At 52.0% G+C, this 22,812-nt stretch carries 19 protein-coding genes; all 19 read left to right on the forward strand.

The window, feature by feature from the left end; all coding sequences use genetic code 11:
- The first annotated feature begins 123 nt into the window (after positions 1-123).
- The 19 genes from EYC87_RS00940 to EYC87_RS01030 all read left to right on the forward strand — a co-directional run bounded on the left by EYC87_RS00940 (position 124) and on the right by EYC87_RS01030 (position 22,793).
- Entirely contained in the window at positions 124-1,866 is a 1,743-nt protein-coding gene (locus tag EYC87_RS00940) for a GspE/PulE family protein (protein WP_279251208.1), read from the forward strand.
- 3 nt (positions 1,867-1,869) lie between these two features.
- Positions 1,870-3,075 carry a type II secretion system F family protein gene (locus EYC87_RS00945; RefSeq protein ID WP_279251209.1) on the forward strand — a complete coding sequence of 402 codons (1,206 nt, stop codon included), beginning with the start codon at positions 1,870-1,872 and terminating at the stop codon, positions 3,073-3,075.
- Positions 3,076-3,180: 105 nt separating this feature from the next.
- Positions 3,181-3,621, forward strand: a complete 441-nt coding sequence (gene gspG / locus EYC87_RS00950; RefSeq protein WP_007230369.1) for a type II secretion system major pseudopilin GspG — start codon at positions 3,181-3,183, stop codon at positions 3,619-3,621.
- Between the two features lie 44 nt (positions 3,622-3,665).
- Complete coding sequence (locus EYC87_RS00955; protein ID WP_050756560.1) at positions 3,666-4,139, forward strand: GspH/FimT family pseudopilin; 474 nt, start codon at positions 3,666-3,668, stop codon at positions 4,137-4,139.
- Entirely contained in the window at positions 4,126-4,521 is a 396-nt protein-coding gene (locus EYC87_RS00960; protein WP_279251210.1) for a type II secretion system protein, read from the forward strand. The genes EYC87_RS00955 and EYC87_RS00960 overlap by 14 nt, the downstream gene beginning before the upstream one ends.
- Entirely contained in the window at positions 4,502-5,110 is a 609-nt protein-coding gene (locus EYC87_RS00965) for a prepilin-type N-terminal cleavage/methylation domain-containing protein (protein ID WP_279251211.1), read from the forward strand. Before EYC87_RS00960 ends, EYC87_RS00965 begins: the two co-directional genes overlap by 20 nt.
- Entirely contained in the window at positions 5,107-5,949 is an 843-nt protein-coding gene (locus tag EYC87_RS00970; protein ID WP_279251212.1) for a hypothetical protein, read from the forward strand. The genes EYC87_RS00965 and EYC87_RS00970 overlap by 4 nt, the downstream gene beginning before the upstream one ends.
- 19 nt (positions 5,950-5,968) lie before the next feature.
- Complete coding sequence (locus tag EYC87_RS00975; RefSeq protein WP_279251213.1) at positions 5,969-6,982, forward strand: PilN domain-containing protein; 1,014 nt, start codon at positions 5,969-5,971, stop codon at positions 6,980-6,982.
- Complete coding sequence (gene gspM, locus EYC87_RS00980) at positions 6,979-7,557, forward strand: type II secretion system protein GspM (RefSeq protein WP_279251214.1); 579 nt, start codon at positions 6,979-6,981, stop codon at positions 7,555-7,557. The genes EYC87_RS00975 and gspM overlap by 4 nt, the downstream gene beginning before the upstream one ends.
- Positions 7,554-8,246 (forward strand): hypothetical protein, encoded by a 693-nt coding sequence (locus EYC87_RS00985; RefSeq protein ID WP_279251215.1) that lies wholly within the window; start codon positions 7,554-7,556, stop codon positions 8,244-8,246. The genes gspM and EYC87_RS00985 overlap by 4 nt, the downstream gene beginning before the upstream one ends.
- A 16-nt stretch (positions 8,247-8,262) precedes the next feature.
- Entirely contained in the window at positions 8,263-10,449 is a 2,187-nt protein-coding gene (gspD, locus tag EYC87_RS00990; protein WP_279251216.1) for a type II secretion system secretin GspD, read from the forward strand.
- Between the two features lie 254 nt (positions 10,450-10,703).
- On the forward strand, positions 10,704-11,132 hold the full coding sequence (locus EYC87_RS00995; RefSeq protein ID WP_157045203.1) for a hypothetical protein: 429 nt from the start codon (positions 10,704-10,706) through the stop codon (positions 11,130-11,132).
- 100 nt (positions 11,133-11,232) lie between these two features.
- Positions 11,233-12,795: a hypothetical protein gene (locus tag EYC87_RS01000; protein ID WP_279251217.1), complete on the forward strand. Its 1,563-nt coding sequence runs from the start codon at positions 11,233-11,235 to the stop codon at positions 12,793-12,795.
- A gap of 94 nt (positions 12,796-12,889) precedes the next feature.
- Positions 12,890-13,786 (forward strand): peptidylprolyl isomerase, encoded by an 897-nt coding sequence (locus EYC87_RS01005; RefSeq protein ID WP_279251218.1) that lies wholly within the window; start codon positions 12,890-12,892, stop codon positions 13,784-13,786.
- Positions 13,786-14,715: a glycosyltransferase family 2 protein gene (locus EYC87_RS01010; protein WP_279251219.1), complete on the forward strand. Its 930-nt coding sequence runs from the start codon at positions 13,786-13,788 to the stop codon at positions 14,713-14,715. The genes EYC87_RS01005 and EYC87_RS01010 overlap by 1 nt, the downstream gene beginning before the upstream one ends.
- A gap of 66 nt (positions 14,716-14,781) precedes the next feature.
- Positions 14,782-18,381 (forward strand): glycosyltransferase, encoded by a 3,600-nt coding sequence (locus EYC87_RS01015; protein WP_279251220.1) that lies wholly within the window; start codon positions 14,782-14,784, stop codon positions 18,379-18,381.
- Positions 18,382-18,415: 34 nt separating this feature from the next.
- The gene (locus EYC87_RS01020) at positions 18,416-20,368 is read left to right on the forward strand and encodes a sulfotransferase family protein (RefSeq protein ID WP_279251221.1); all 1,953 of its coding nucleotides are present in this window, start codon (positions 18,416-18,418) and stop codon (positions 20,366-20,368) included.
- A 33-nt stretch (positions 20,369-20,401) separates the two neighbouring features.
- Positions 20,402-21,658 carry an AmpG family muropeptide MFS transporter gene (locus EYC87_RS01025; RefSeq protein WP_279251222.1) on the forward strand — a complete coding sequence of 419 codons (1,257 nt, stop codon included), beginning with the start codon at positions 20,402-20,404 and terminating at the stop codon, positions 21,656-21,658.
- Positions 21,648-22,793, forward strand: a complete 1,146-nt coding sequence (locus EYC87_RS01030; protein WP_279251223.1) for a hypothetical protein — start codon at positions 21,648-21,650, stop codon at positions 22,791-22,793. The genes EYC87_RS01025 and EYC87_RS01030 overlap by 11 nt, the downstream gene beginning before the upstream one ends.
- Positions 22,794-22,812: the final 19 nt, after the last annotated feature.

Raw genomic sequence — 22,812 nt, forward strand, 5'->3', positions numbered from 1 at the left:
GGAGTCACTCAGGCTCCGCAACTTTCCCCCCCTTTTTCTGTCGAACCCTGTGCTACAATGGCGCCGTTACGGCGTATGTCATTGAAACGCGGTTGAATTTTTGTGTAAATGCTCGGGTGGGCGATGAAAAAAATCGGCGAACTGCTGGTAGAACAGGGTAAGGTTTCTGAGCGAGACGTTGAACGCACCTTGTTGGCGCAGGGTGAGATGGGTGAGATGTTCGGTCAGGTGCTGATCAAGCTAGGTCTGGTGTCAGAACTGGATTTCGCCCAGGTGTTGAGCCAGCAATTAGACATTCCTCTTTACGCGGCATCTGACTATCCCGAAGAGGCAATCAAGCTGGATGGCGTTGCTGAAGACTTCCTTTTTTCTAATGCGGTGGTGCCCGTAAGTCAGTCAGAGGGCACGGTGAAGTTTGCCGCCGCCACGCCGCAGGACCCGTTCCTCAGCAAAGCATTGACCATGGCCCTGGAAAAACCAGTGGACATCGTGCTGGGTCTGGAAACCGATATCAATCGAGCTTTCCAGCTCTATTTGCAGGTGGATGAAGACGGCGACGAGGACGGTATCAATGACCAGTTTGCCGGCCAGAGCGACGACGAGTTTATTGAGCACCTGAAAGACCTGGCCAGCGAGGCACCGGTCATTCGCCTGGTGAACCAGATCATCCATCGCGCCGTTGATTTGCAGGCCTCTGATATCCATATTGAGCCGTTTGAGGACGGCCTGCAGTTGCGCTATCGCGTCGATGGCGTGTTACAAGAGCATGCTGATGCACCTGCGGCCAACCTCACCGCTGCGATCGCGTCTCGTATTAAACTGCTGTCACACATGAACATTGCCGAGCAAAGACTGCCCCAGGATGGTCGCATCATGACCCGTGTCAAAGGGCATGAACTGGACCTGCGGGTTTCGACGATACCCACGGTGCATGGCGAGAGTATCGTGATGCGTGTGCTGGACCGGGAAAGTATCCAGCTGAGCCTTCCTGATATGGGGTTCAGCGCCGATACCCTGGAGCGGTACCAGGAACTACTCGCCAAGCCCCACGGCGTGCTGCTGGTGACTGGCCCCACTGGTTCAGGTAAGACCACTACGCTTTATGCCTCACTGGCCTCGCTGGATTCCGAATCTCTCAAAATCATTACTGTGGAAGATCCGGTGGAATACCAACTGGAGGGCGTCAACCAAATTCAGGTGCAGGCGCAGATTGAACTGACCTTCGCCCGATCTCTGCGCTCTATTCTTCGCCAGGACCCCGACATCATTATGATTGGTGAGATGCGTGACACCGAAACAGCCCAGATCGGCGTTCAGTCAGCGTTAACAGGTCACCTCGTGCTGTCTACTTTGCACACGAATACTGCCGCGGGCGCTATTACTCGGCTAGAAGATATGGGTGTAGAGCGCTACTTGATTACATCCTCGGTAAACGGGGTGCTGGCCCAGCGACTGGTGCGAACCTTGTGTAAGCACTGTAAAGAAAAGGTTGAGCTGTCGCCGGAAGCGATATCCCGGTCGGGCATTGAACCGTTCCTGGCGTCAGGCCAACGTGAGGTCTATCAGGCCGTAGGTTGCTCCGAGTGCATGGAAACAGGCTACAGCGGTCGTACATCGATACATGAGCTGTTCCCGCTGGACGATGAGATGCACCGGGTGATTATGAACGGCGCTGACGCTACCGTGTTGCATGCGGCGGCGCGAAGACAGGGCATGATAACACTCTACGAAGATGGCCTGCGCAAAGTGGCCGCGGGCCGCACGTCTATGGAAGAACTGTTGCGTGTGACCCAGGACCAGAGCGAAACAGAGACACTGGTTGATGCACCTGTTGTTGAAATTTCCCTGGAAGAGGTGTCCGCCTAAGACATGGCATCCTTTACCTACAAGGCAGTGGGCCGGGACGGTAAAACTCGGCAGGGTGTGGTTGAGGCCAGTGGCCAGGAGTTGGCGTCACGCCAGTTGCGCGCACAGGGTCTAACGCTGCTGAAATTGGAAGCAGGCAATAGCCTTGATGACCCTGAAAAGATTCTCGGGAAACCGCCTAGCCGCCAGGAAGTGTTATCCATGACTTCTGAGTTGGCCGTGCTGCTGCGAGCCGGGCTGCCACTGGATCGCGCACTGAAAGTGTTAATTGATATGGCTGTGCAGCCGCAGATGCAGTTTTTGCTCAATGACCTCCTCAAGGCAGTGAAGGGCGGCAAGGCCTTATCGATTGCAATGCAATCTCATGAAAAAATCTTCGGCTCGTTTTATATCAGCATGGTGCGCTCAGGTGAGGCCAGCGGTCTGCTGTCCGAGGTATTGGATCGTCTCGTTGAGTATCTGGAAAATGCCAAAGCCAATCGGGATAGTGTGGTCTCGGCGTTGATTTATCCGGCGATCCTGCTGGTGGTGGCCGTCTTGTCGATCGTGTTGATGCTGGGCTTTGTCGTACCTCAGTTTGAGAGTTTGTTTGAAGATATGGGTGAAGCCCTGCCGCTGTTGACCCAAATGGTTTTGAGCGGTGCTGATTTCATCAAGTCCTGGGGCTGGCTGTTACTGATTGCGATTATTGGGGGCGGAATAGTTTTTCGTAACTGGTCGTCAACCGACCAGGGAAGAGCCGCGTTGGATAGCCGTATGCTTGGGTTGCCTCTGGCTGGCGGTATTGTGTTTGAGTTTGAAGTATCAAAATTTGCCAGAACGACGGGAACTCTATTGGGTAATGGAGTGTCTCTGTTAAAAGCCATTTCTATTGCTATCGATACCGTGGACAACCGTGTGATACGCGACGCGCTGCAAGTATTGCCTCCTGCGGTGAAGGGTGGTCAGCGGATGTCCATCGCTTTGGAAGAAAGCAAAATGTTTACGCCCATGGTTATTCAGATGATCAGGGTCGGCGAAGAGTCCGGTAGTTTGGACAAGATGCTGCTGGAGCTGGCAAAAGTGTTCGATGACCATGTGCAGTCCGGCGTAAAGCGTGGGCTGGCATTGTTGGAACCGATATTGATCCTCACCATGGGGTTTATTATTGCGGTGATTATTATCGCGATTTTGATGGGTATTTTGTCAGTCAATAATCTGGCGGTATAAGGCACGGCAAAAAGCCGGCGCTTGTTTTTGCACAAGCGGAAGCCAGCAAAGAACAGAAATTAAAGTTTATGGGCATAAAGACGCTGCCCCATTGAGGACCTACGAATGAGAAAAGTGACCAACCAGTACCGCCTATCCCGCAAGCAAAGCGGCTTCACCCTGATGGAATTGCTGGTAGTGCTCGCTATTCTCGGCTTGCTGATGAGCCTTGTCGGTCCGCAGGTCCTTAACCAGTTGGGAGGTGCCAAGACCAAAACTGCAGGCATTCAGATTAAAGATCTGGAGCAAGCGCTGGAAATGTATAAATTGGACGTAGGGCGTTTCCCGTCTACCTCTGAAGGCTTGTCCTCTTTAACGCGTAAACCCGGTAGTGCGACAGGCTGGAATGGTCCTTATCTCAAGGCCGATGTCCCCCTGGACCCCTGGAATCGCGAATACCACTACAAGTATCCCGGCGAAAATGCTGAGGTGGATATTTATACCTATGGCGCTAACGGCTCTCCCGGTGGTGAAAAGGAAGACACCGATGTGGGTAACTGGAAGTAGGCTGAAATTGCGCCTGATTTTTTCAGGGTTTCGCTGAGTTGGCGATGACTGCCTGCGCGCAACAGCCAATACGCCGTCCGCAACCAGGCTTTACGATGGTTGAGTTACTGGTCGCTATTGCCATTGTCGGCCTGTTAATGGCCGTCACCGTTCCTGGTTCCATGCGGTTTTATCAATCGATACAGTACCGCCAGGCAGTGAGAGATGTGCTCACCACTCTTGGGCAGGCAAGACACCAGGCCATGGATAAAGGACAAGCGCAGAATGTAGGCTTTGATGCTGAACGAGGACAAATCCAGTTTTACGACGACGTGGTGCAACTGCCAAAAGGCTTTGAAATGACGGTCACCACTGCCAGTGAAGTCAACCAGCAAAACCTGGGCGTCATTCGATTTTACCCCGAAGGGGGTTCTACGGGCGGAGATATTGATGTCACATCGCCCCGCGGCAGGGGTGTCCGAATCTCTGTGGATTGGCTGATGGGATCGGTGAGCCAGGAAGCCTATGACGTCAACTAGGCAACAGCGCGGCTTTTCACTGCTGGAAATGATGGTAGCGATCTCTATTTTGGCGCTGGCCTTGGGTTCGTTGTATCAAGCCGCTAGTGGCGCTACTCGCAACGTGCGTACTTCTGAACGTTATGCGTATGGCGTGGAGTTGGCTCGCTCTTTACTGGCAGAAAATGGCGTGGTGCCGGAAAACGGCACACAGCAAGCGGGTGAGACACCCGGGGGCTATGATTGGCGCGTTCAAACCCAGTCGATCGACTTGGCACGGTCTGGCATGGGAAACACCAGGCTTTATGCCATTGAGGTCGGGGTCGCCTGGTTTGATGGTCGTAAGCGCCGCGAAATTGTACTCAACTCGGTGGTGCCAGGTTATGGCCGTGAATCGAGATAGCGCATCGCGGGGCTTTACCCTGATCGAAGTCGTGGTCTCACTGGCAATTTTGTCTTTGGTGTTGCTTGGAACTGTAACTGGCCTGCGAACGCTCGGTAATACCCAGGTCTCACTTGAGCGGGTGACGCAGCGAGCGGATGAGGTTCGCACTGTCAGCGCCTTTCTTCGCGATCTGATGGAGTCTGCTGTCGTTGGCAGCGGTTCGGGTGGCCTGACATTAGGAGGCGGTAGCTCTGCTGCGTCTTATTTTCGCTCCGGCAAAGGGTTCCTTGAATGGAAAACTAACCTCTTGTTCGGGGAATCCTATGGAGGAACTTATGTGGTGCGAATTGGTGCAGAGGGCGATCAACTTGTACTGAGATGGTTAGAGCCGGACGCCACCTCACCCAACGAAAATAAGTGGAGGGACGCACCTTCCAGAACACTGGTTGATCATTTGGAGGAGTTTTCCGCCTTTATGCGACCCGAGTATCACAAAGACTGGGTTAACAATTGGGAGGATACTTCCATTGCTCCTGCGCTGGTGCGGTTGCAGATCAAGGCATCTGGTCGCTACTGGCCGGACTTGATAATGCAGGTGCAAAAATGATCAGGCAGCAGAGAGGTGTCGCCCTGGCACTGGTCATTTGGTTTGTGGCAGGGATGTCATTGCTCGTTGCGGGCATTGTTGCCAGCGCGCAGGTGGATACCAAAGTTACCCAAATACACTTGGCCAAGGCTAAGGCTGTTGCTGCAGGAGACGGCGCCATTCAACTGGCCATGATTCAGCGAAGGTCTGGGTATGCATCTGCGGGCCAGGGGCCTCAGGTCTCGGAGACGATTCATCAGCTTGGCGAGGTTGAGGTTGTGGTTAGGCTCTATCCAGCCTCTGGCTTTATCGACGTTAGTAGCGCTCCCAAAGAGGTGCTTACCGTGCTGTTTAGCGTGGCGGGTGGTTTGGACCCTGGCGAAGCTCAATACGTGGCAGAGAATGTGGTAAAGTGGCGTTCTGGAAAAGGGCAAACCAACAGAAAGCGCAGGCGAACAGGGTCGGAGAATAAATTTCACTCTCTCGAGGATATGTTGCGCGTGGAAGGGGTTTCTCGCTCATTGCTAGACGGCATTAGGGACTATGCAAAAGCGGGTAGTTGGGCAAGCTCATCTACCGATTGGGGTGCATCTCCGGCGGCGATGATGTCCGTGTTGAAATCTCTGGACCCGGCAAAAGCGGAGCAAGCAGGTAAGCGCAGAGCTGCCAGCGCGAGAGGCGATAGGGGCGGCAGGTCTGAACAAGGTGGCGAGAACAGTGGCGTCTTTCGGGCGGATGCATATGTGCAATACGGTGGACGCACCTGGCTGCGTCGGCGTTGGTTGAGCGCGAAACGTGGGCAATACGGTCTGCCATGGCGCGCTGTTCGCACGGAAGCGCCCAGGGTCGTGCAGGGGTAAATAAGAATGAGAGCGGGAAATGTTTGAATCCAGCCAAAACTGGGAACTGTTTGGCTATGACATGCGCCAATTGGGCAGGCACTTTATGGCTGCCTGGCGGGAGCTTCTTTGGGCTTATGACTCGCCCGTGCGCACGCATCTGGATGAACCAGTAAGCTTGCGTTCACCTGCTGCTGAAACAGTCTATCAGGCGGGTCTGCCCTCTGGGTTATCAGAGGCGAGATGCAGCGCGATTCTGCTCAATGACGATCTGGCATTGTCCCGCAATCTGCGACTGCCTCTGGCCGTTGAGGCCGAGCTTGATGCGGTACTCGCTTTAGAAGTCAATGCCAATAGTCCATTCTCGTCGGAAGATACGGGGGCGGGCTGGGTGCTAACCAGTCGTGACGAAAATCATATTTATCTGACGCTGGTTATAGTTTCGCTCAGCGCGTCTATGACCTACATATCCCAGCAGTATGGCGGTCACGATGCTAATGCCCAGGAAGTCTGGGTCGATGTCGCCGGGCAAATGGCAGTTATTAATGGCTTTGGCGAAAGCCAGCGCGAACAGCTTTATCGGCGTCGCTTGCTTAAGGTGGGCGTGATGGTGGGCGCCGCTGGCTTAATACTGCTGTTGACGGCCGGCGTGGCAGCAGGCTTGAAAAAGCTGGAGTATGATCGCCTGGAAAGCGTCTCTGCAGAAACTCAGCGAGAGGCTGCGGATGCAACCCAGATGCGTTCTGCTGTGAGCGCTGCCAATGAAACTATTGCAGCTGTTAACCAAATTACCGCTAGCTATCCCAGCGCACATTTTCATCTTGGCAGGCTGACTGAACTATTGGGCGATGATGCCTTTGTCGAGCGTTTAGCGATCAATGGCCTTGAAATTGATGTGCGAGGAAGAGCGGTCGATGCTTCAGCTATTATGGAGCTGCTAACCGAGCAAGCAGATTATCGTGAAGTGACTGCGGCGAGCCCAATCCGAAAGATCCCCGGTACAGGAGTGGAGCAATTTCACCTTAAAGTGCGGGTAAGGGGAGGTGAGTCTTGATCGCCTGGATAAAAACTCACCAGCGCAGCGCGTTGATTTGCGCCCTGACCCTGCTGTTGCCTCTGCTGATGTACTTGAACTTGCTGTTTGGTGCCTATGGTTTGAGGGCAGAGTATGCGCGTGATATGGAGCGTCTGCCTCAACGAATAGCGCGCTTACAGGGTTTGCAAGAGGTGGAGGGTCAGTTGCGAGATTCTTCCGGTGTTGTCCAGCAAACCACCGCTAGATTAGCGTACCCTTCCACTGCTGAAAGAGCGTCGATTGCTGCATCCATGCAGTCAGACGTTCGTCAATTGATGGCCGATGCAGGTCTCACGGTCAGCAATAGCCAGGTTCTGCCAGTGCGAGAAGAGGAAAGTTTTGATTATATTGGGGTGAAATTGACCGTTGCTGGTGACATAGATGCACTGGACCGAACCCTGGCAGAGATGGCAGATTTTACCCCATTGATTATTGTGGAAGGGCTGGATGTCTGGCCCACGCGTCAGCGCAGCACGCGCGGCGCATCGGCTAAAGTTGAGAAACAAGAGGCGACTGTATCCATCCGTTTGCTTTCGCTGAGGTCGCTGAGATGATTTTTTTTGCTCGCTATCAGGGGTTGTCAGACCCTCTCAGGACTGAGCGCAGAGTGGAGTTGATTGTGCTGATATTTTTGGTGCTTCTCTTGCTGCAATTCGGGTGGGGAAGTTATCGGGCGCTGTTTCCCCCAATACCTGATCCAGTCAGGCCTATGCGTGACTCATTGCAGGTGGCTAATGTTCAGGGGCTTTCTGTGGTGAGCCCAGAGCAGCGTGCACAGATTAGGCAGCGTCCATTGTTTTGGGCAAGCAGGGCGCCAGTGGTTTTGGAGCCGGTTAAACCTGAGCCTGAACCCAAAAAGGCGAACACAGCCAAGCCGGGTAAGATTGAAAACGTAAAGTTGGCTGGCGTTTTTGGTGGAGGTGATACAGGAGGAGTTATCGTCATCTCCAAAGGTAAAAAACGCAGGCTGGCGGTTGGAGAGGAGTTGGATGGTTGGAAGTTACAGTCGGTGGAGGCATTTTCAGCCAACTTTGGCAGTGGCGATCAGCAAGCAACTCTGGCGCTCAGTATCGTCGAGATTTCGCAAGCGCAAGCCTCGGAAGGGCAGGTGCAGCCCGATGGCCAGGCGTTGGATAGCGGGAAAAGCCCGGGTGCGAAAAGCAAGTCCAATCGCAAGTCCAAAAAGAAAACTGAAGTATCCGGCCGCTTGCGACTCGGTGGCGGCAACGTTGACGGCAGATGACTGGATTGATAATAGAATGACTAACAGGCCAAATGGAATGAATATTTTGCGAACTATGGCGACGGTCTCGGCAGTTTTCTTGCTGGTCAGTTGCACCACGCCAGTTGGAAAAGACCCAACTGCGGGAGTTGATTCGGTCGAATCCGCGGCCGAACAGGCCTCGCTATCAACCAGTGCAACAGATCTGGCCGTCAGCAAGAAAGAAGAAGGCTCCAGGGAAGCTGTTCTTTATCAGGGTACCGACAGGCATGTGAACATGCCCAAAAAGCGAGAACCCGTTCGCTTCCTCGGAGACGATGTTAGTCTGAATTTTGAACAGGCGCCGCTGAGCGAGGTGACCCATGCCATCATGGGGGATATTCTGGAGCTGGACTATGTGGTCGATCATCCTATCCAGGGGCAGGTCACTTTGCGTACCAGGACCCCTATACCCAGAGATCAGCTGCTTGGCGTGCTGGAATCGCTGTTAAAAGCGAATAACACGATCATGATTCGCGGTAGCGATGGCCGATATTTGGTCACTGGGTCCGCCCGTGGGACCAAGTTGTCTCCCAGTGTGTCTAACCCGCGCGATAATATTGCAGGCTACTCGACTGTCATCGTGCCGTTGCAGTTCATCAGTGCCAAAAATATGGCAGAAATTCTCAAGCCTGTCGCAGACGAGTCAGCGTTTGTGCGTATTGATAGTAGCCGTAACTTGCTGGTGTTAGCCGGGACTCGCACTCAGTTAGATGGCTGGCTGGACATGGTATCGACCTTTGATGTCGATCAGCTTAAAGGTATGTCGGTCGGCTTGTTCCCGCTAGAGAACAGTGAGGTTGCTGAGGTAGTAGATGCCCTGGATGCCATCATGGGCACAACCCAGGACGGGAGCAGTATGAAGGATATGATTCGGGTTGTGCCTGTCGAGCGGCTCAACAGTATCCTCATAGTGACGCCCCGGGCACATTACCTGGGCACCGTAGAGAAGTGGATAGAGCGGCTGGATGAGGCCCATTATTCTGCGCTGGATCGCCGACTGTATGTTTACCCGGTGCAAAATACCACGGCCAGTCGTTTATCAGACCTGATCAACAGCATTTATTCGGGTGGGCAGTCCAGTGGCAGGTCACAATCGCGTGGAGGTTATAGGGACTCTTCGGGTGTTGCTCCGGGTTTATCGCCGGAGACGCTTGGATCAAGCAGGGGCATGGGTTCTTCTAATCGCATGGGGTCAGGCCGGTCTTCGGGCAATACCGGCAGTTCAGTTGCTAATGTGAATATGGAGGGTGTCACGGGCAGTGGCGATGAGACTGCCGAGGTGCGAGTAGTCGCCGACGACGAAAATAATTCTTTGATGATTTATGCCACTTCTATGCAATACAAGGTGATCAAAACAGCCCTTGAACAGTTGGATGTAGTGGCAACCCAGGTGATTATTGAGGCAAGCATTATCGAGGTCAGCCTGACAGATGAACTCCGCTACGGTCTTGAGTGGACGTTCAGCAATAGCTTGGGTGCGGATTACGATGGCAGCGGCTTTCTTTCTAGTATCGCTGGCGCAGAGTCACCAGCGTCTATCGTGCCTGGCTTTTCCTACACAGTGACCAATTCCATTGGTAATGTCAGCGCCGTGCTGAATGCGCTAGCAGAGGAAAGCCTGCTCAATATTATCTCTACGCCATCGGTGATGGTGTTAGACAATCACTATGCCTATATTCACGTTGGGCAGCAGGTGCCGATTATTGACTCCCAGACCGGTTCGCTTGCCAACGACACCGACCGAGTAACCCAGTCCATCACCTATCGGGATACGGGGGTGAAGTTGGACGTAAAGCCCTCGGTCAATGCAGGGGGGCTGATCACCATGGACGTGGCCCAGTCGGTTACTGACGTCGGCGAGATTGATGCCGCTACAGGGCAGCGGGCATTCCTGGAGCGCAATATAGAAAGCCGGGTGGCGGTGCGTTCTAACGAGTCAGTGGTCCTGGGGGGGTTGATTCGTGAGAATGCCGGAACTGCGTCTCAGGGTGTGCCCTGGCTGCACAGTGTGCCAATCGTAGGTTCGCTGTTTGGGACTGATTCAGCGAGAAGTAACCGCACAGAGCTCTTGGTGATTATCACGCCACGGGCATTGTACAACGAGGATGAACTTCGCAGCGTGAGTGAGGAGATGCGGTCGAAAATTCGCAATCTGGAGCTGATCGACGAAAATGGCTTCTAGTTCGACGTTGATCAACGGGGATTGGTATTTTTCACACACGGGCCGTCGCGACCGTGCACAGCCCAATAAATGAGCTCTAGGGACAAATGGGTCACTTGCGGCTCGCTGTTGCTGGTCCGTTTCTTGAAGGATGCAGGTGCTGGCTATTTGTATCGACGAGGCCTTGGGAGCTAGAGCATTGCTATTGCATATCTTTTTACCCTTTGCTGTCGTATAATCGCGCCCGATTTCGTTAAATGGTTAACAAAAACAGTATGTTACGTGTAATTTTATTGATGGTTATTGCGCTGCTCTGCGCTTGTGTGGACAAGACCGAAAATTCACAAGCGCTAACCCCAGAGCAGATGAAAGCGCTTGAAATTCGTGTTGAAGAGCGCTGGCATGCGCGTATTGCCCATGACTGGGGAGCGGCCTGGGAATATAGCTCACCCGCTTATCGAGAAGTTTTCCCTAAGCACCTGTATGTCAAAAAGTTTTCGTATACAGCGAACTGGGAGTTGACAGGGGTTGAGGTAACTAATTACTATCCGTCTGCAGCTGTAGCGAGTGTGGTGGTTCGGGTCATGTCCAAGCCGACCAAACAAACTTCTGCGGTAGCGAAAGAGTTAGGCGCTATGCCACGCGAACTTCAAGAGCAGTGGATTCTGGTCGGCGGGGAGTGGTGGTTTGGTGACAACTTTTAGCTGTTTTGTGAGTTGACAGCTGGCTGCGGCTAGCAATAATAGCGCTAGCAATCTTTGAAACATTGGATTGAAACAAGACTAAAATTAGGAGTCTCCTATCATGAAAACAAACTTTAAGCCTCTTGGCTTGGTCGCAGCGGTTGCAGCTGCATCTGCTGGCTACGCGGGAGTTGTTAACGCAACTGCCTCAGTTGCAGCCGAAACAGAACTCGGTGACCTGGCAATTGTTCCTTACTACACAGTGCTGGATGGTTACTCCACCGGCGTTAACATCATCAACTCGTCGGATCGTACCCAGGTACTTAAGTTCCGCTTCCGTCGCGCTGTTGATTCAATGGACGCGTTGGACTTTAACGTAGTGCTGTCTCCCAGAGATATGTACACAGGATTTATCGGCAAGGGTGCAGGCGACAAGATCTTCTGGACCTCTAACGATAATAGCTGTGTTGCACCCAGCTATGGCAACCTGACAGCAGCGGACAATCAGTTCGAATTGCCCCCGCTCTACTCAATAGGCGCGGAAACGGGTTACATCGAAATTATTAGCATGGGTACACCATTAACTGAGACTGCGCCTATTGCTGTTTCAGCAAAGCACGACGCTGAAGGCGTTCCTGCTGATTGTGGCCTGGTTCGAGATAACTTCTTTGCTAATGGCGATCAAGCTTCAACCACAAAGGGTGTGATTAACTCTGCAAAGACACATCAAGGCAGTCCGGCTGTAGTTTCTGAGTACGAAGCGGCACCAGACTCACTCAAGGTGTCCTACTTCATCAAGTCCGATGAAACCGGCGTTGAATTCGGCGATAATGCAGTACACATCGCTGGGTTCCTCGATACTCCTGCAATGACAAACCAGCAGACGGGTCTCTTCTCCGCAGATTTGCAGGGTTTTGACTATCCTGACCTGAACGGTGGTTCGCCTCTGGATGTTCTGCTTCTGGGCGTTGATTCTCGAGGAAAATATAACGACCTTCGATCAATTCTTGCAGCTTCTAACCTGATCAACGATTGGTCCAACAACAGCGTTGAAGCACTTGGCGCGACGGTTGATACCGACTGGGTTGTGACTTTCCCAGGTCAGTATGTGATGTTGGATTTGGCCACATACCTCTTGGGTGGCGGCATAGCCGGAACCAGCGATGTTTGTGTGCGTGATGGCGACGGGGATGTTGAAGATGGTACGGTCGATTGTGACTACCGTGATATTCCTGTGACTGCAACGTTCAACGTGTATGATCGTGAAGAACAGGGCATCATAATCGAAGAGGGCGAGCTGGTAGTGTCTCCTTCACCACCCGTTACAGTTCCTCCAGAAGCTTTGAAGGACGAAGTTAACGTGATTCAGTGGGGCGATGCGCCAGTACTGAACGCGCCTACTTCTGTATCTGTTTCGACACCTGAAGGCGCTAAGTTCGGTTGGGCTTCTTTGAGCACTGTATCGTCCGACAACCTGGCATTGTGTGACCTCGTTTGGGACTTCACAGATATAGACCCAGAAACGGGAGCTCCAGCTGGTAATTATGAGTGTTCCATTGAAGCTACCGGTTCTGTACCAGTAGTTGGCTTTGCCGCATGGCAGCGTGCCTTTGCAGCAAATCCCGGCTCGAACTATGGTCGTATCGTAGATCACAGCCGTACGCAGGCTTCAGCTTCTATGTAAGCTGAGAGTCTTGAAACTAAAGCCGACACCCTAGGGTGTCGGCTTTTTTATACCTGTAACAATTTCACATGGCGATTTAACGACGATGAAAATTATGTATAAAGTTTTTGCAATGATGACGCTTCAGTTTGCGCTGGTGACTGTTGTTTTTGCCCAAAAAGCTATTATCGAGGACGAAACCGTAACTATCAGCGATTCGGAATTCGAGTATTTGGTGAGTCGCTGGACCAGGCAGATGCGCGATGCTGCCCTTGCCGATGAGGGTGACCGGCTTGAACTTATCAATCTGTCCCTGGCAAACAAGAAAGTAGCACGAATGGCGAACCAAGTTGCGCTTGAAAATCCGGCCGCGAGGTGGCAGTACCAGCTAGGCCTTGAGGCTTATCAGCGCGATTTTGTGTTTCGACAGTATCGTGAATCGCTACAAACACCAGACTTCTCCGATCTGGCACAAGAGCGATATAAGCTGAAGTATGAAAAAATAGCCGCGATACCAGAAAAACGCGTCTCATCACACATTCTATTCGCGGTAAAGCTTGGATCATCCGAGAATCGCGAGGAAATTACACCTAAAGCTCAAGGTGTACTGGATCAACTTCGAGCAGGCGCAGATTTTTCAAAAATGGTGGCAGAGTACTCCGATGAACCGGGTGCGGTCGAAAAAGACGGTAAATTTGATAAGTGGGTAGCCTATGGCGAGCTCGGTGTATCGCCTCGATACACTAACGGGTTATTTTCCATCGCCAGTGTTGGCGAATACTCGGACTTAGTGTTGACCCAGTTTGGTATCCATATTATTAGACTAGACGGTATCCAAGAGAAGTCATACAAACCCTACGAAGAAGTAAAAGCGGACATCATTAAAGAGCTTGAAGCCGAGTATATAAGCCTTTCTATGAAGGAGTATGTTGGTGGCTTCAATATCACAGAAAATGCAGTGATTGATGAAGAAGCGATTGAGATGATTCTCGCGCCCTACGCCAGCGAGTAGTGATTTGCGACTGCCCAGAGGTAGCGGTACTCCTTTGTACTTTTAACGGGGGCCGCTATTTAACACAGCAGATACGCTCAATCTCAGAACAAACTCATCCAGCAATCAGTCTTTATATTTCTGATGATGGTTCACAGGATGATACTTGCGATATCGCCCGAAAAGTCGCCTCAGCTAATCTACAGCTTGCTGTCGACCTGCGCACAGGGCCCGGCCGCGGGGCGACGAGCAATTTTTTGTCGCTAATTTGTGATTCAGCTATCAATGCGGATTATTTCGCTTATGCCGATCAGGATGATGTCTGGGATTCAGACAAGCTAAGCCGAGCGATTGCGAAACTGGCTGAATGTGATGCTCGACTCCCCGCGCTATATTGTGCGCGAACCCGCTCCGTTACCGAGCACGGCTTGGTAGTGGGGGTTTCTCCCAGTTTTCTTAAGTTGCCTTCGTTCGCAAATGCGCTTGTCCAGAATATTGGCGGCGGCAACACCATGGTGATGAACCGAGTGGCAAGAAACTTGTTGCGCAGCGCGGGTATGGTTGAAGTGGTCAGCCACGACTGGTGGACTTATCTGTTGATTAGCGGGGCTGGTGGCCGAGTTGAGTTTGATCAGAACCCCTGCGTTGATTATCGTCAGCACCCGGATAACCAAATTGGGGACAATCAGGGTGCGTTGCGCCGTTTAGTCAGATACTGGGGAGCACTCAGTGGTAGGAATCAGCGCTGGAATCAGCGCAATATTGCTGCCCTATCGCAGAACCTGGATCTACTCACCCCTGAGAGCCGTTTCACTCTCGAAACTTTCAGTGCTACCAGGTCAGGCGGATTGGTTGAGCGAATAAAAGGTGCAAGGAAGGCGGGCCTTTATGCGCAGACTTTCATTGGCAACTTGGGCCTGTTGGTGGCTATTTTATTAAAGAAAATCTAGGCGAGTTGCGTATAATGCTGCCAGCGCTTGCAAGAGCGCCACTGACTTGTTTCGTTCCGGACATTTATGGCACATTCCAGGAAATTGATCGTTGTTCTCGGTGCCCACCGATCGGGCACGTCCTTGTGCGCTGCCGCGGTAGAGAGCCTGGGAGCTGATGCCTGTCTTGGTAAACATTACGCCAACGAAGAGAACCAGAAGGGTTTTTTTGAACATCCCGAGATAGTCGATTTTAACAACCGCTTACTCGAGTTTTTGGGCGGCAGTTGGGATAACCCGCTGTTTGATGGCGCTGCTCATCTTGCAGGCCGAGATCTAAACCAATGGGAAAACGACGCTGCAGCGCTCATTACTGTACTGTATGGCGCTGCGCCCGTTGCGGTGCTTAAAGATCCGCGAATGTGTCAGCTGCTCCCTTTTTGGGTCGAGGTGTTTAGCGGCGCTGGCTATGCCAGCGATAATGTATACTATATCCACACGCTGCGTGATGTAGCGGAAGTCTCTCTTTCTCAGAAAAGCAGGGCTCAAGCCAACCCGGACTTCTATGAAATAGGGCGAAGTCTGGACGAAGCCGCCGCGCTCTGGCTGTCGCTTTCAGCCCAGGCCGTTTCTGCCGGCCGTGATCTCAATGTTATTTATCTCTCCTACGCCACATTGATTGAAGAGCCCGCTAGTGTTCTGAAAAGAATGACTGCCTTCTTGCATTTGTCTCCAGATCCAGAGGTGGTGGCGCAGTTTTGTCAGCAGTTTGTGGATAGAAGCTTGCATCGCAGTAAGGCGGATGCCGATGTTACTGCAGAGCTGAAGAATAACTTCTCCCAGGTTTTTGAGTTCGAGGCAAAGCTACAGCTTTTCCTTGATCCGGCAAGTGATAACTCCAAGATAACCGACGCCTGCGAAGCTATATACCAACGACCTGACACACAAGTTCGGCTCAGGGAAATTTTAATACCCACACTTTCGCGGCTTAGCAGTAGCATCAGAGCCGATCGTCTTGCACTGACGCTGAGTCAAGAAGTGACTGAAGACTTGCGCAATCAAGTTGAAGAAGTCGCAGATAATCTGCGATGTCAGGCAGAAGAATTCGCCGAAAATATTGATGGCATGACTCGCGAGCACGAGGAAGTCGTGTCACCTCTTCGCCAAGAGGTGGTTCACTTGCAGGAGGGCAATGCCGCGTTACAAGATCAGTTGGGCGGGCAACGCCAAGAGGTTGCGCGTGTCTCCGCAGTCGCTGCATCCCTGGGAGAACAGAAAAGCGAACTGGAATCCCTTAATTATGCGCTGACCAGTGAGCGGGACACACTGGCAGTAGAGCGAAGTGACCTTGAGGCGCAGCGTGACGACTATATAGAACAAGTCCAGCAGATGGAGAACTCGACTTCCTGGCGGATCACCAGGCCAGTTCGTAGTTTGAGCCTTCGTATTCAGCGCTTTCGCGACTCGCTGGCCAGTAACTGGGTGCAGTTTAGGTTAAAGGCGATACTGGTATACCACCGCATGAGCCTGCGTCATCCTGCGGTTGCCTGGACGATTAGACGACTGGTTCGCCCTTTTTTCCGTTTTGCCAACCGGTTATTCTCGGTCGGCCCCAGAGACATGCACCAGTCCGTCAGCTCGGATATTCTGCAGCCCATGCGTTACCAGCAGCAGGAGGAAAGTGAGAACTTTGCTCCACTGGTCAGTGTGATCGTGCCGAACTATAACCACGCGGCCTACCTTGAGTTGCGACTGGAGTCGATCTTTTCACAAACCTACCAGAATTTTGAAGTCATTCTGCTGGACGACGCGTCTACCGATGAGAGTGCAAAAGTATTGCGCAGCTTCCATCAACGATACCCGGGAAAAGCAACCCTGGTTATCAATGAGGAAAATTCCGGCGGTGTATTTCACCAGTGGGAGCGAGGCCTGAATCTCGCCAAGGGCGACATTGTCTGGATTGCAGAGAGTGATGATTGGTGCACCGAAAACTTCCTTGAAGTGCTGGTTCCCTATTTCGAGAACGAGGCCATTATGCTGGCCTATGCTCGCACGGTGTTCATGGATGGCGAGGGTGAGCAGCAGATCTGGTCCATTAATGAATACCTTAATGATATCGACCCTCAGCGTTGGAATCACCCTATCCTGGAAACCGGTCCGGCGATCGTTCGCGAGGCGTTTGCGGTCAAAAATATTGTTCCCAATGTGAGTTCTGCGCTGTTCAGAACACCTCGCCAATTGGAGATTCTGAACGACCCCGAGTGGCGGGAAATGAAAACCTGCGGTGACTGGTTGCTGTATTTGCATTTACTGCGCGGAGGTATGCTGGCCTATTCACCTGTGGCCTGTAACTATTATCGAATACATGGGCAAAACACTTCGGTGGAATCCTATTCACAGGACAAGTTCTATCGGGAGCATGAGCTAGTTGCTCGCACCGTGCAGCAATTTTACGATGTCCCGGATCAGGTCTTTGAGACCTTGCGAGACAATCTGGAAATTCATTGGCGAGAGACACGCGGTGAGTATTCCGATGAGGCGTTAGACGCCTGTTTTAGTCTGCAACGAATACGTGCCCTGAAAACTACCAGGGCACCCAATCTGCTCATGGCGTCCTACGCCTTTTGTTCAGGTGGGGGTGAAACATTTCCGGTCAGTCTTGCCAACATCATGAAACGGCATGGCTATAACGTGACTTATCTCGATTGTGCGCGGGAGCCGCGGCTGGATGGCGTGCGAGACAGGCTGCGCAGGGATATTCCCATTGTGTCTGACTTTGCTCAGTTGGAGCGTATTATCGGCGATTTTGATGTGCAAGTGATTCATTCCCATCACGCCTGGATGGATAGCACCATACTCGATATTTTGCCCGAGGACATGCCTTGTAAAACGGTGGTCACGCTTCACGGGATGTACGAAACCATCAATGAATATGAATTGAAGCCGATACTCCCTCGACTGGTGAAGCGCAGCGCAAAACTCATCTACGTTGCCGAGAAAAATCTGGATGCCATTCGAGATCACGGCTTGCTGGAGTACGCGCGGGTAGAGAGAATTGACAACGCATTGGAGCAAGAGGCGTTTGAGCCGATTTCAAGAGCAAGTCTGGGAATAGCTGACGACGCTTTTGTGTTTACGCTGGTCAGCCGGGCCATGGAAGAAAAGGGTTGGCGTGAAGCGATTGAGGCGGTCACTCGTGCAAGAGAGGTATCTGCAAGCAATATTCACTTGCTACTGGTAGGCGATGGCCCGGAGTATGATCGTATGGCGTGCCTCGACGGCGATCTTGCGGACTTCGTTCACCTTGAGGGCTATCAGCGAAATGTGCGCGGTTATTTTGCGGTCGCTGATATGGGTTTTCTTCCTTCCAAGTTTCGGGGTGAGAGTTTTCCGCTGGTTATCATAGAATGTCTCCAGAGTGGTATTCCGCTGCTGGCCAGTGACCTTGGGGAGATATCACGGATGCTGGAAGGCCCCAAGGGTATGGCCGGAGCAGTGCTGTCACTGGATGGTGATAATATTGATATAGCCGCTCTGCGGGATAAAATCGTGAGTATTGTGACCGATGAAAGAGTCCGCCAAGCAATGTACGATGCCGTGCCGGAAGCAGCAGCCAAGTTTGATCCGGCTATCCTGGCTGATAAACATGATATTGTTTACCGTGCTGCACTTGAGGTAGTCGCTTAATACAGTCACCCGGCTGTCAGGACATAGAAAACTGATGAAGAAGAAATTATATCTGCATATCGGTATGGGAAAGACCGGTACAACTGCATTGCAGAACTTCTTCTGGGAAAACCGGAAGGCGCTGGCGAAACGCGATGTCTGCTATCCCAAGCGCGGAACGATGGCCAATGCTCACCACCTTTTGTCTCCACACATTCCGCGATTCCTGGAAAATGAATGGAATTTCCAGGCGGTCGACGAGTGGGCACCGGAGCTCGCGAAGAGCGCCCAAAACCGGGTGCTTTTATCTTCAGAATTAATGGCCTGGGCCGAAGAATCAAAGGCCCGAAAGTTCTGCGCACAAGTATCAGCCTGGTTCGATGTCTATGTGGTGATATACCTGCGGCGCCAGGACGATATCATTATGGCCAGCTATAACCAGCAAATAAAAGCGGGGCCGCAAAAGCGGCGCGTCGACCTGATATACAGGAAGCAGGTGGAACGCTTCGATTACCCAAAAATCCTGGCCCCCTGGGCTGATTCGCTGGAGCCGGGTAAGGTAATAGTCCGCCCCTACGAAAAGCAGCAATTTCATGGGGGAGACATTCGCCACGACTTCCTCAGGCATGCGTTTCAAATTGATGTCGACGACAGTTTTGCAATTAGCAATAAGGATTCAAATCCTCGCCTGCCACTGAATGTTTCAGAATATAAGCGGATGGTAAATTGCCTGGTTGAAGATGGACGCATGAACGATCATTTCAATCAGCTACTTATGGAATTTGCAGCGGAGCAAGACGCATCATCTACCCGTGAGTTGTCCACCCAGTCGGTGCTGTCACCAGAACAGCGTACGGAAATTATTGAACTATGTAGGCAAGACAATGCTTTTGTCGCTAATCATTATCTGGAGCGCCAAAATGGCTGTTTGTTCAAGGATGCGGAGCCTTCTCTAGACGATTCCTGGGACGGCATTGACCTCTCCAGTGAAGATGCGTCACACATTACCGACTTTCTCAAAGGCCGGGAGCCTCGCCTGATGCGACATCTTGCGCAACAGATTGAGAGTTTCAAAGATGCCCTGGCTTACCAAAAACGACACTCTGCGAGATTCTTGTCCCGCAGTGTATTGGGTGAAACCGCGGCATCGCCTGTTTACCGAGTTGCCAAGGAAGACTCCAGTCCATTGGTTATCGGCGGGGTTGGTGGAAGCGGAACTCGCCTGGTTGTTAATTTGCTCAGCAAGATGGGCGTGGTAATGGGTGGCGAGCTGAACGAGTCTCTCGATAACCTGTGGTTTAGCCTGCTTTTTGTACGCAGATCAATCTTACTACAGTCTGATAGCGAGCAGGATAAATTATCCTGGCTGTTTGCCAATGCCATGCGCCATGGCGTGGAGGTAACATCCGAGCTCACCGACCTGCTGGGTCAGGCGCTGGCCTGCGACAGGAGCCCGGTGATACCAGAGGAGCAACTTCTTCAGGCGAGAGAGTCGCTGCTATCTGCGCCACCCCGCGACCGCAGGGATCAGCACTGGGGCTGGAAAGAACCAAACTCACATATTTTATTGCCGATGCTGGATCGCTGTTTTCCGGAAATGAAGTTTGTTTTTGTGATGCGTAACGGCCTGGATATGGCGTTTAGCGACAATCGCAACCAGCTTGAGCACTTTTGGGGTGATCTAATGCTGGAGGGGGACAACAGTCCCACGCCCCAGAACTTGCTGCGATATTGGATTGCTGCTCACAAACGAATGCAAGGTTTTCGGCAAAGGATGGGACACAGGCTGCATTTCTTGAGCTTCGATCGACTATGTCTTGACCCAGAGGGGGAACTGGAAGCCCTGCGCGAATTTGCAGGCATTCAGATCAGTAAAAAAGATATGGCGCTGCTCGCGGATAGCGTTTCACCGCCGAAAACTATGGGGCGTTTTCGAGAGCATGACCTCTCTGTGTTTGATCCAGCGGATATCGATTTTGTGAAAATGCTTGGGTTCGACGTCACTTGATTGCTCTTTATTGGAACGCCTGGATAGCGCTCATTGGTTAATGAGCCCACAAGCTGGCGCGATTCGGTGCTCAACCGGCGCATGCTTATCTGTGTATTCACCGGATTTGCCTCCGGGATGCCACTTTATGTGCTGTTTCAGTTGGTGCCTGCCTGGCTTCGTGAGGGAGGAGTGTCGCTTGCGGAGATAGGCTTGTTTGCCCTGGTCGGAATCCCCTATACCTGGAAGTTTGTCTGGGCACCTTTGATGGACCGTTGGGTACCGCCGTTCCTGGGCCGAAGGCGCGGCTGGATGATAATGTTTCAGTTAGCGTTACTGCTGAGCATCGGCGTATTGGGGGCTTACCAGCCCGAAAAAGACATTGCAGTGATAGCCTGGATAGCTTTTGCAGTGGCTTTTTTTAGTGCCAGTCAAGACGTGGCACTCGATGCCTACCGGAGAGAGATCTTGCCGGATAAAGAGTTGGGTCTGGGCAACTCTATACACGTGCAGGCCTATCGAATTTCTAGCCTGGTGCCCGGTTCTCTCTCGCTAATACTGGCCGATAGTCTTCCCTGGAGTAGCGTGTTTTGGATTACCGCAGGATTCATGGCAATTGGTGTGGCGATGAGCCTCGTGGTGGCGGAACCTGAGTCTGAATACCCGACGGCAGTTGGTCTTCGAGAGGCCGTTGTTGCGCCGTTTCGCGAATACCTAACGCGGCGTGGGTGGCAGGGTGTCTTGTTGGTTCTTGGTTTTATGTTTCTCTACAAGATCGGCGATAATATGGCCACAGCCCTGGCTACGCCCTTTTATCTTGATCTGGGCTTCTCCAAGACAGAGATTGGACTGGTCGCAAAGCACGCCGCTTTGTGGCCGGCGATTGTGGGCGGTCTTTTGGGGGGCGGGTTAATGATTCGTCTAGGCATCAATCGCTCCCTTTGGTTGTTCGGAGTCGTGCAAGTGTTAAGTATCCTGGGGTTTGCTGTTTTGGCGACAGTCGGCCATTCATTGAGCCTACTTGCGGCGGTAATTAGTTTTGAGTACCTGGGTGTGGGCATGGGTACTGCCGCTTTTACAGCATTTATTGCCAGAGAGACCAGCAAGGTATATGCGGCAACCCAATTTGCTCTGTTTACGGCCCTCGCTGCTCTTCCCCGCACGTTTGCAAACGCGAGTACAGGTATCATCGTCGAGCAAGTGGGTTGGATGCAGTTTTTTCTGATCTGCGCGCTGGTGGCCTTGCCTGGAATGGCATTATTGGCCTGGGTTGCGCCCTGGCGTGTGACTGGCAGAATTGATGAATCATGATGTCGACTCGCCACGGACCCTGATTATGCATGGAGGCATGCATAAAACCGGGACTAGTGCTATTCAAAAATTCTTGCACGAAGAGCTTGATCATCCCAAGTTCGAATACTTCACTGTTGGTAAAGCTAACTCATCGCTCATTGTGTTGGAGTGTTTTCATCGGCGCTTGGCGCAATTACCCCACTACCCTGATGAGAAGTTTACGAATAATGACCTTGTGCGCCGGGGTGAGAATGCCAGAAAGCGATTTATAAGGCGTATGCGGAAGACAACGAAAGAAAATGTTGTTCTATCGGCAGAATCCTTCACTTTGTTGGATCGGGATGAGTGCGCTGACTTCTTTGATGTGGTAAGCGAGAGCTTCTCTACAGTAAAATTAGTGCTATATGTGCGACCTGTGAGGGAGCGCATCGAGAGCGCGTTTCAACAAAAGCTAAAACGCCGGCTTGTCGCGCTAGATCGCCGAATTAAGCCGAACTTTAAGCAACGCATCTCAGATTATGACCAAATTTTTGGTCGAGAAAACGTCACTGTGCGATGTTTTGACCCCGGTGCTTTCACCGGCGGTAATGTTGTTAACGATTTTCTTGAAACCCTTGGTTTGCCAATTCACACGAAGAATGAATCTCGTGCCAATGTGGGTTTATCGTTACCAGCGGTCCAATTGCTTTATGTGTACCGGCAACGGTTTAATGTTGCGATCCCTGAAGATACGAACTTGATTCAAAGATTGGAAACATTGGAAGGTGACAGCTTTCGCATGCACCAAGACTTACTGGACCGTATTCTTATGGATAGAATAGAGCGGTTTAGCCGCATTAGAACATGGCTTGAAAAGCTAGGCACATGGGTCGGCATTGATTTTCGTTTGAAGCATGGGCCTTTACATCGACTCTTTTTGCGCAGTAATGACGACTATCGCTGGCTGGAAAAACGGACAGGTATTTCTGTCGTTTCTCATGGCAGGGATGAATCGTCTGGCGTGAACACGGAAGAGGATCTCGTTTCTATCCCTGACGACAGCTTAAATTGGTTGCAGCAGCAAGCAGAAATCGATTTCCAGTTCGTGCCGCAAAAGAGACCCGACTCAACTGTCATTGCTGAGAACCTGAGAAAATTGGCACTCTCACTTTAAAGTAATCCATAATGTGTCG

Origin of the sequence: Candidatus Seongchinamella marina (genome assembly GCF_026262685.1) — a bacterium.
Classification (GTDB): Bacteria; Pseudomonadota; Gammaproteobacteria; order Pseudomonadales; family Halieaceae; genus Halioglobus; species Halioglobus marinus.

Excerpts from the sequence above, each read along its gene's own strand:
- EYC87_RS00940 (WP_279251208.1), top strand. The coding sequence starts at position 124 with ATGAAAAAAATCGGCGAACTGCTGGTAGAACAGGGTAAGGTTTCTGAG.
- EYC87_RS00945 (WP_279251209.1), top strand. The coding sequence starts at position 1,870 with ATGGCATCCTTTACCTACAAGGCAGTGGGCCGGGACGGTAAAACTCGG.
- gspG (WP_007230369.1), top strand. The coding sequence starts at position 3,181 with ATGAGAAAAGTGACCAACCAGTACCGCCTATCCCGCAAGCAAAGCGGC.
- EYC87_RS00955 (WP_050756560.1), top strand. The coding sequence starts at position 3,666 with ATGACTGCCTGCGCGCAACAGCCAATACGCCGTCCGCAACCAGGCTTT.
- EYC87_RS00960 (WP_279251210.1), top strand. The coding sequence starts at position 4,126 with ATGACGTCAACTAGGCAACAGCGCGGCTTTTCACTGCTGGAAATGATG.
- EYC87_RS00965 (WP_279251211.1), top strand. The coding sequence starts at position 4,502 with ATGGCCGTGAATCGAGATAGCGCATCGCGGGGCTTTACCCTGATCGAA.
- EYC87_RS00970 (WP_279251212.1), top strand. The coding sequence starts at position 5,107 with ATGATCAGGCAGCAGAGAGGTGTCGCCCTGGCACTGGTCATTTGGTTT.
- EYC87_RS00975 (WP_279251213.1), top strand. The coding sequence starts at position 5,969 with ATGTTTGAATCCAGCCAAAACTGGGAACTGTTTGGCTATGACATGCGC.
- EYC87_RS00985 (WP_279251215.1), top strand. The coding sequence starts at position 7,554 with ATGATTTTTTTTGCTCGCTATCAGGGGTTGTCAGACCCTCTCAGGACT.
- gspD (WP_279251216.1), top strand. The coding sequence starts at position 8,263 with ATGACTAACAGGCCAAATGGAATGAATATTTTGCGAACTATGGCGACG.
- EYC87_RS00995 (WP_157045203.1), top strand. The coding sequence starts at position 10,704 with ATGTTACGTGTAATTTTATTGATGGTTATTGCGCTGCTCTGCGCTTGT.
- EYC87_RS01000 (WP_279251217.1), top strand. The coding sequence starts at position 11,233 with ATGAAAACAAACTTTAAGCCTCTTGGCTTGGTCGCAGCGGTTGCAGCT.
- EYC87_RS01005 (WP_279251218.1), top strand. The coding sequence starts at position 12,890 with ATGTATAAAGTTTTTGCAATGATGACGCTTCAGTTTGCGCTGGTGACT.
- EYC87_RS01015 (WP_279251220.1), top strand. The coding sequence starts at position 14,782 with ATGGCACATTCCAGGAAATTGATCGTTGTTCTCGGTGCCCACCGATCG.
- EYC87_RS01020 (WP_279251221.1), top strand. The coding sequence starts at position 18,416 with ATGAAGAAGAAATTATATCTGCATATCGGTATGGGAAAGACCGGTACA.
- EYC87_RS01030 (WP_279251223.1), top strand. The coding sequence starts at position 21,648 with ATGAATCATGATGTCGACTCGCCACGGACCCTGATTATGCATGGAGGC.